The following is a 5,869-nucleotide window of genomic DNA, read 5'->3' on the forward strand; positions in this document are numbered from 1 at the left end:
CGGTCGAGCATGGCGGCACGCTCGGCCAGCAGGTCCGGGTCGCCCACCGCCACCACCCGGGCGGGCATTGCCTCGGCGGCCAGCATCACCGCCAGCTCCGGCCCGATACCTGCCGGCTCGCCGCAGGTGAGGGCCAGCACCGGCGCGTCGCCCGGGACCATCATCAGGGCTGCGCGAGACGGTTGTCGACGAAGGCCCGGCTGCGGATCTCCTGGACCCACTCCTCCATCTCGGCATTGACCTTGCGCTGGAAGAGGGCCTGGCGGGCCTGCTCGCGGCTGGCGCCCTGCTGTTCCACGAAGCGGTCCACCTCCCGCTCGGAGATGTTGACGCGGCTGGCGACCTGACGCTGCTGCAGCTGGCGCATCATCAGCTCGCGGCGGACCTGGTCCCGGACCACGGCCAGCGAGAGGCCGTCGGCCTCGAGGGCATCGGCGAACTGGTCCAGCGTCATGCCGTTGTTCTCGGCGATGGCCCGCACCTGGCCGTTGAGCTCGGTGTCGTCGACGCTCAGGTTGGCGTCACGGGCCATCTGCAGCTGGATCTCCTCGACGATCATGCGGTCCAGGACCTGACGGCGCAGGACCTCGTCGGGCGGGGCCCCCTGCTCCTGGCGGGTGATCTGGCTGCGCGTCTGGGCGACGCGCTCCTCGAGCTCGCTCTGCATGATGGCGCCATCGTTGACCACCGCCACGATGCGATCCAGCGCCTGGCGACCCTGGGGCCGGGAATCCGGAGAACCGGCTTCCTGTGCCTGCCCCGCCAGGGGCAGGGCGGCCAGGCACAGGGCCAGCGCCAGGGTGGCGATACGTCGACTGCGCATGTCTCTCTTTCCTCTCGTCATTGTCGAATGTCTCAGGGCCGGCCGAGGGCGGTGGCTCGATACCCCGGGACCGCCTCCTCGAAGTAGCTGTCGGCCTCGCCGCCGACGCCGCCCAGCCCCTTGAACACGAAGCGCAGGAAGACCCCCCGGTCGGTGAGGTCATCCTCGATGGTGTTCGCGGTGTCGTTGTCGTCGATCCACTCGCGCCAGACCAGCTGCAGACCATAGCAGCAGTCGTTCCACTGGACACCCGCCAGCTGCTCCAGGGCGCGGTCGTTGGTGTTGTCGTAGAGCAGCCGGCCGATCAGGTCCAGGCGGCGGCTGGCCTTCCAGGCGAACGAGAAGTCATACTCCTCGCGGTTGTAGTTGACCACGTCCTCGTCCTCCTGGGACGGGTCGAAGCCTTCGAGTTGCCAGCGGTAGCCGAAGTTCACCACGTGGCCGGCATCGGCACGGTACTGCAGGGCCAGCGAGGTGCTCTCGGTCTGCTCGCGATGGTCGTCGTAGAGCCACTGCCAGCGCGAGCGCCAGTGGTCGGTAAAGCGCCAGTCCGCCCGGGTGACCAGCGGCGAGCGCTCTCGCGTCGCCCGATAGTAGTCCACCTCGCGGGTCTCGGGATCCGGCAGGGTATCCGGGTCGCCCGCCATGTCGATGGTGCGATCCTCCAGGTAGTAGGCCTGCCCGACCCCCACCGAGAGCCGCTCGCGTCCGCTGGCATCGGCCAGCAGCCGCGACTCGAGCCCCAGGGAGACGCGGTTGAGGTCGCCCACCCGGTCGCTCCCGGAGAAGCGGTAGGGCGACCAGAGCTGGTTCCAGGAGAAGGCCTGTTCGGCGGTGTCAAACTTCGGGAACTCGGTCTGGTCGCGCGCCGGCACATAGGCGTAGTTGACGCGCGGCTCCAGGGTCTGGCGATAGCCACGGCCGGCGAGGTCCAGCTCCCGCTCGAACACCAGCCCCCCGTCAAGGGTGGCGACCGGCACGCTGCGGGTGAGGCCCTCGTCGCGCTCGGTCTCGCGTTCGCCGTAGTCGAGCTGGTAGGCGGTGGCGAGCCACTCGAGGCGCGGCTCGAGATGCCCCCAGCTCTCGTCGAAACGCCAGCCGGTGGCCGGCGAGAGGTGCAGCCGGGTGCCGTTGGCCGCCTCGCGAATGGGGACCTTCGTCTCGTCCACGTCGCGCCAGAAGTGGGTGGCATTGGAGCGCCACTGCTGGTAGAAGCCGCTCTCCTGGTTCCAGCGGGCATTGGCGGTCAGGCTGGGCAGCCGGTAGAAGGGCTTGTCGCGCTCGAGCAGCGGGTCGTCGAGCTTCTGGTAGCCCTGGGCCCTGGCCTGCAGCTGCCAGACGTCGCCACGGTGGTCGAGCTGGGCGAGCCGCGGCATGCTGCCGGTATCGCCCTCGCCGAAGCCGCGCCCGAAGTCGTCGAAGTAGCGCCCGTCGCTGGCCGCCCCGTAGCGAAGCCGGTAGCGGGTGCGGGTATCGAAGCGGCCCGCATGGCGATAGTCGAGGTACCAGCGGGCATCGCCGTTCTCCAGCGCGGAGGCGTCGGAGGCCTCGTCTCCCGCGGCGCGGTCATCGGCGATGTAGGCCCCCTCGATCTGTCCCGCATCCTGCCGGAACAGGTAGCGGTACTCGCCGCCCAGCAGCAGGCCGCGGTCGCTGATCCAGCGCGGCGTGATCGTGGCGTCATGGTTGGGGGCGATGTTCCAGTAGAAGGGCTGAGCATAGTCCAGCGAATCGGTGGAGAGCCCGAGCATCGGCCACAGGAAACCGGTCTGGCGGCGCTCGTCGAGGGGAAAGCGTACCCAGGGCCAGTAGAAGACCGGCACCTTGCCCATCTCCAGCCGGGCATGGGTCGCGGTGCCCACGCCGCGCTCTCGGTCGAGCAGGATGTCATTGCCCACCAGGCGCCAGAGGTCGCTGCCCGGCTCGCAGGTGGTGAAGCTCGCCTCGGTGAGGCGATAGCGGCCATCCTCGAGGCGCGCCAGGCGCACCGCATCGCCGCGCAGGCGCTGCTCGTGGGCCACGTAGTGGGCGCTGTCGATGCGGGCGGCATCGCTGTTCAGCGACAGCTCTGCCGCCTCGCCACGCACCAGCAGACCGGTGTCGCGCAGCGCCAGGGGCCCGTCGGCATAGGCGGTCTCGCGACTGCCGGGCACGCGCACCCGCGGCGCCTCGAGCTGGGCACTGCCGCGACGCAGCAGCACCTCGCCACCGAGGATTGTCTCACCATCTTGCCCGTAGTCGGCGCTGTCGGACTCGCTGGCGACCTTCTCGCCGGGCGGCGGCGGCAGCCGGTAGTCCGGCATCACGTAGCGCCCGCGACACAGCTCGCCGGCCGGGCGCGCCTCGCCCCAGGGCTGCCAGTCCAGCTGGCCCGCCGGCAGCGGCTCGGGCGGCGCCGCCACCAGGGGCCCGCTCGCCAGGCCGGTGCAGGCCAGGCCTGCCAGGGCCGTCCATGTCCACGAGAGTCGCTTGCCCATGCTCCACGATGTCCTTGGCGGGGTGAATCGGTATTATACAGGCCGCATCCGGCCTGTCCTGCCGGCAAGAGACCAAGCCATCGCCGGCGCGGCCGGGAACTCAGCATGCGGGGCCTCCGGGGGGCCGTCAACCGCACCCGCCTTCTCACACAAGGAGCCAGACGACGATGCCAGAGGCCAACGACCCCACGCGTACGGAACGCCTGCGCCAGTGGGCCGCCCGCCGCCACGCGCTCCCGGCGTCCGCCATCGCGCTGCGGCTCGCGGCCGGCGACGCCAGCTTCCGGCGCTACTTCCGCCTGCAGCTGCCCGGCGGCACCACCCGCATGCTGATGGATGCCCCGCCCGACCGCGAGGACAGCCGCCCCTTCGTGGCCATCGCCGAGCAATGGCGCTCGGCCGGTCTGCCGGTACCGGCCCTGCATGGCGTGGACCTGGCAGAGGGCTTCATCGAGCTCGACGACCTGGGCGATACCCCGCTGCAGGAGTGCTTCCACGGCGACGAGGCTCCCGCCACCCTGGCCTGGCACGAACGCGCCCTCGAGCTGATCCACGCGCTGCAGAATCATGCCCCCGTGGAGGGCCTGCCCGCCTATGATGCCGCCCTGCTAGGCCGCGAGCTCGACCTCTTCCCCGACTGGTGCCTCGGGGAGTGGCTGGGCATGACCACGCCGCCGGGCTGGGCGGCACTGCGCGAGACCCTGATCGCCGAGGCCCTGGCCCAGCCGGTGGTCGCCGTGCATCGCGACTTCGACGCCATGAACCTGATGGTGCAGGACGAGGCCCTGCACCTGATCGACTTCCAGGACGCCGTGGCCGGCCCGCTCAGCTACGACCTGATCTCGCTGTTGCGCGGCCGCTACTGCCGCTTCCCCCCGGCCCGCTTCGCCGCCTGGGTGGAGGCTTTCCGGGTGCGCGCCATCGCCGACGGCCGGCTCCCCGCCGATGTCGATGCCGCGACCTTCCACCGCCGGGCACAGGCGATGGCCGCCCAGCGGGCGTTCAAGGTGCTGGGCATCTTCTGCCGGCTGACCCTGCGCGACGCCCGCGAGGGCTACCTGGAGCGGCTGCCGCACTTCCTCGGCCACCTGGAGGAGAGCCTCGCCGACCTGCCCGGCCACGCGGGCCTGAAGACCTGGCTCGCCGACACCTTCCGCCCGGCGCTGGCGGCGCGCCTGGAGGCCGGCGCATGAGGGCGATGATCCTGGCCGCGGGGCTCGGCACCCGCATGCGCCCGCTCACCGACCACTGCCCCAAGCCGCTGCTCGAGGTGGGCGGCAAGCCACTGATCGTGCACCACCTGGAGCGCCTGCACGCGGGCGGCATCCGCGAGGTGGTGATCAATGTCAGCTACCGCGCGGAGCAGATCGTCGCGGCGCTGGGAGACGGCGACGCCTTCGGGATGCGCATCGCCTGGAGCCGGGAGGCGGCGCCGCTGGAGACCGGGGGCGGCATCCGCCAGGCGCTGCCCCTGCTCGGCGAGGCCCCCTTCCTGCTGGTCAACGGCGACGTCTGGTGCGAGCTGGACCCGGCAGAGCTGCCTGCCCTGGGCGGCGACCTGGCCCGGCTGGTGCTGGTGGACAACCCCGACCACCATCCGCAGGGCGACTTCCACCTGGACGCCGATGGCCGGGTGCATGCCGAGGGCGAGCCGCGGCTCACCTTCGCCGGCATCAGCCTGCTCGACCCGGCGCTGGTGGCGGACGAGCCCCCCGGCGCCTTCGCCCTGGCGCCGCTGCTGCGGCGTGCCATGGCCGAGGGGCGCGTCGGCGGCCACCACCATCGTGGCGCCTGGGTCGATGTGGGCACGCCGGAGCGCCTGGCCGACCTCGACCGCCGCCTTCGGGGCTGAGCAAACCTACCGCAGCTGCTATGCTGACCGCCTTCGCCTGATTACCCCCTCAGCAGCCTGCCAAGCGAGGGGCGCCGGGGACAAGCCGTAGAGGAGGTCCTACGCCATGGATGGCGTCGGTAGCGTACAAGGATGTATTCACAGCGCCTCATCGCAGGCTGTCGACGGAATGGTCCCGAGCAGGCTGCCGAATAGCCGAGTTAAGGATGCCTGTATCATGAAAGCCAGCGTGAAATGGACCGATGGTCGTCAATTCGTTGCCGAAAGCGGTAGCGGTCACAGCGTGGTCATCGACGGCCCCCCCGACCACGGCGGCCGCAACACCGGCCCACGGCCCATGGAGCTGCTGCTGATGGGCATGGGCGGCTGCACCTCCTTCGATGTCCTCAATATCCTCGACAAGGCCCGCGCCGACGTCACCGACTGCGTGGCCAGCCTCGAGGCCGAGCGCGCCGACGAGGTCCCCAGCGTCTTCACCAAGATCCATGTGCACTTCACTGTCAGCGGCAAGGGCCTGAAGGAGAAGCAGGTGGCGCGAGCCGTGGAGCTCTCGGCCGAGAAGTACTGCAGCGCCTCCATCATGCTGGTCAAGGGCGGGGTCGAGATCAGCCACTCCTTCACCATCGTCGAGGAGTAGGCCCCGAGCGCCAAGCGCCAAGCGCCAAGCGCCAAGCGCCAAGCGCCAAGCGCCAAGCGCCAAGCGCCAAGCGCCAAGCG

At 70.7% G+C, this 5,869-nt stretch carries 5 protein-coding genes and 1 pseudogene; 3 read left to right on the forward strand and 3 right to left on the reverse strand.

Annotated features, from left to right (window positions below; translation table 11 throughout):
- The 3 genes and pseudogenes from SCI24_RS20415 to SCI24_RS20425 form a co-directional block, all read right to left on the reverse strand.
- Positions 1-161: pseudogene (locus SCI24_RS20415) on the reverse strand (4-hydroxythreonine-4-phosphate dehydrogenase PdxA); the annotation flags it as partial.
- A gap of 2 nt (positions 162-163) precedes the next feature.
- The gene (locus SCI24_RS20420) at positions 164-823 is read right to left on the reverse strand and encodes a SurA N-terminal domain-containing protein (RefSeq protein ID WP_318727119.1); all 660 of its coding nucleotides are present in this window, start codon (positions 821-823) and stop codon (positions 164-166) included.
- Positions 824-855: 32 nt separating this feature from the next.
- Positions 856-3,300, reverse strand: a complete 2,445-nt coding sequence (locus tag SCI24_RS20425) for an LPS-assembly protein LptD (RefSeq protein ID WP_318727120.1) — start codon at positions 3,298-3,300, stop codon at positions 856-858.
- Between the two features lie 167 nt (positions 3,301-3,467).
- Here SCI24_RS20425 and SCI24_RS20430 point away from each other — a divergent pair, with 167 nt between their 5' ends.
- From SCI24_RS20430 to SCI24_RS20440, 3 genes are all read left to right on the forward strand, one after another.
- On the forward strand, positions 3,468-4,493 hold the full coding sequence (locus SCI24_RS20430) for an aminoglycoside phosphotransferase family protein (protein WP_318727121.1): 1,026 nt from the start codon (positions 3,468-3,470) through the stop codon (positions 4,491-4,493).
- On the forward strand, positions 4,490-5,152 hold the full coding sequence (murU, locus tag SCI24_RS20435) for an N-acetylmuramate alpha-1-phosphate uridylyltransferase MurU (RefSeq protein ID WP_318727122.1): 663 nt from the start codon (positions 4,490-4,492) through the stop codon (positions 5,150-5,152). The genes SCI24_RS20430 and murU overlap by 4 nt, the downstream gene beginning before the upstream one ends.
- 217 nt (positions 5,153-5,369) lie before the next feature.
- Entirely contained in the window at positions 5,370-5,789 is a 420-nt protein-coding gene (locus SCI24_RS20440; RefSeq protein ID WP_318727123.1) for an OsmC family protein, read from the forward strand.
- Positions 5,790-5,869: the final 80 nt, after the last annotated feature.

Source organism: Halomonas sp., from assembly GCF_033549285.1.
GTDB lineage: Bacteria > Pseudomonadota > Gammaproteobacteria > Pseudomonadales > Halomonadaceae > Halomonas.

Bases quoted from the DNA above. Each gene is read 5' to 3' on its own strand.
- SCI24_RS20440 (WP_318727123.1), top strand. From the start codon at position 5,370: ATGAAAGCCAGCGTGAAATGGACCGATGGTCGTCAATTCGTTGCCGAA.
- SCI24_RS20430 (WP_318727121.1), top strand. From the start codon at position 3,468: ATGCCAGAGGCCAACGACCCCACGCGTACGGAACGCCTGCGCCAGTGG.
- SCI24_RS20420 (WP_318727119.1), bottom strand. From the start codon at position 823: ATGCGCAGTCGACGTATCGCCACCCTGGCGCTGGCCCTGTGCCTGGCC.
- murU (WP_318727122.1), top strand. From the start codon at position 4,490: ATGAGGGCGATGATCCTGGCCGCGGGGCTCGGCACCCGCATGCGCCCG.
- SCI24_RS20425 (WP_318727120.1), bottom strand. From the start codon at position 3,300: ATGGGCAAGCGACTCTCGTGGACATGGACGGCCCTGGCAGGCCTGGCC.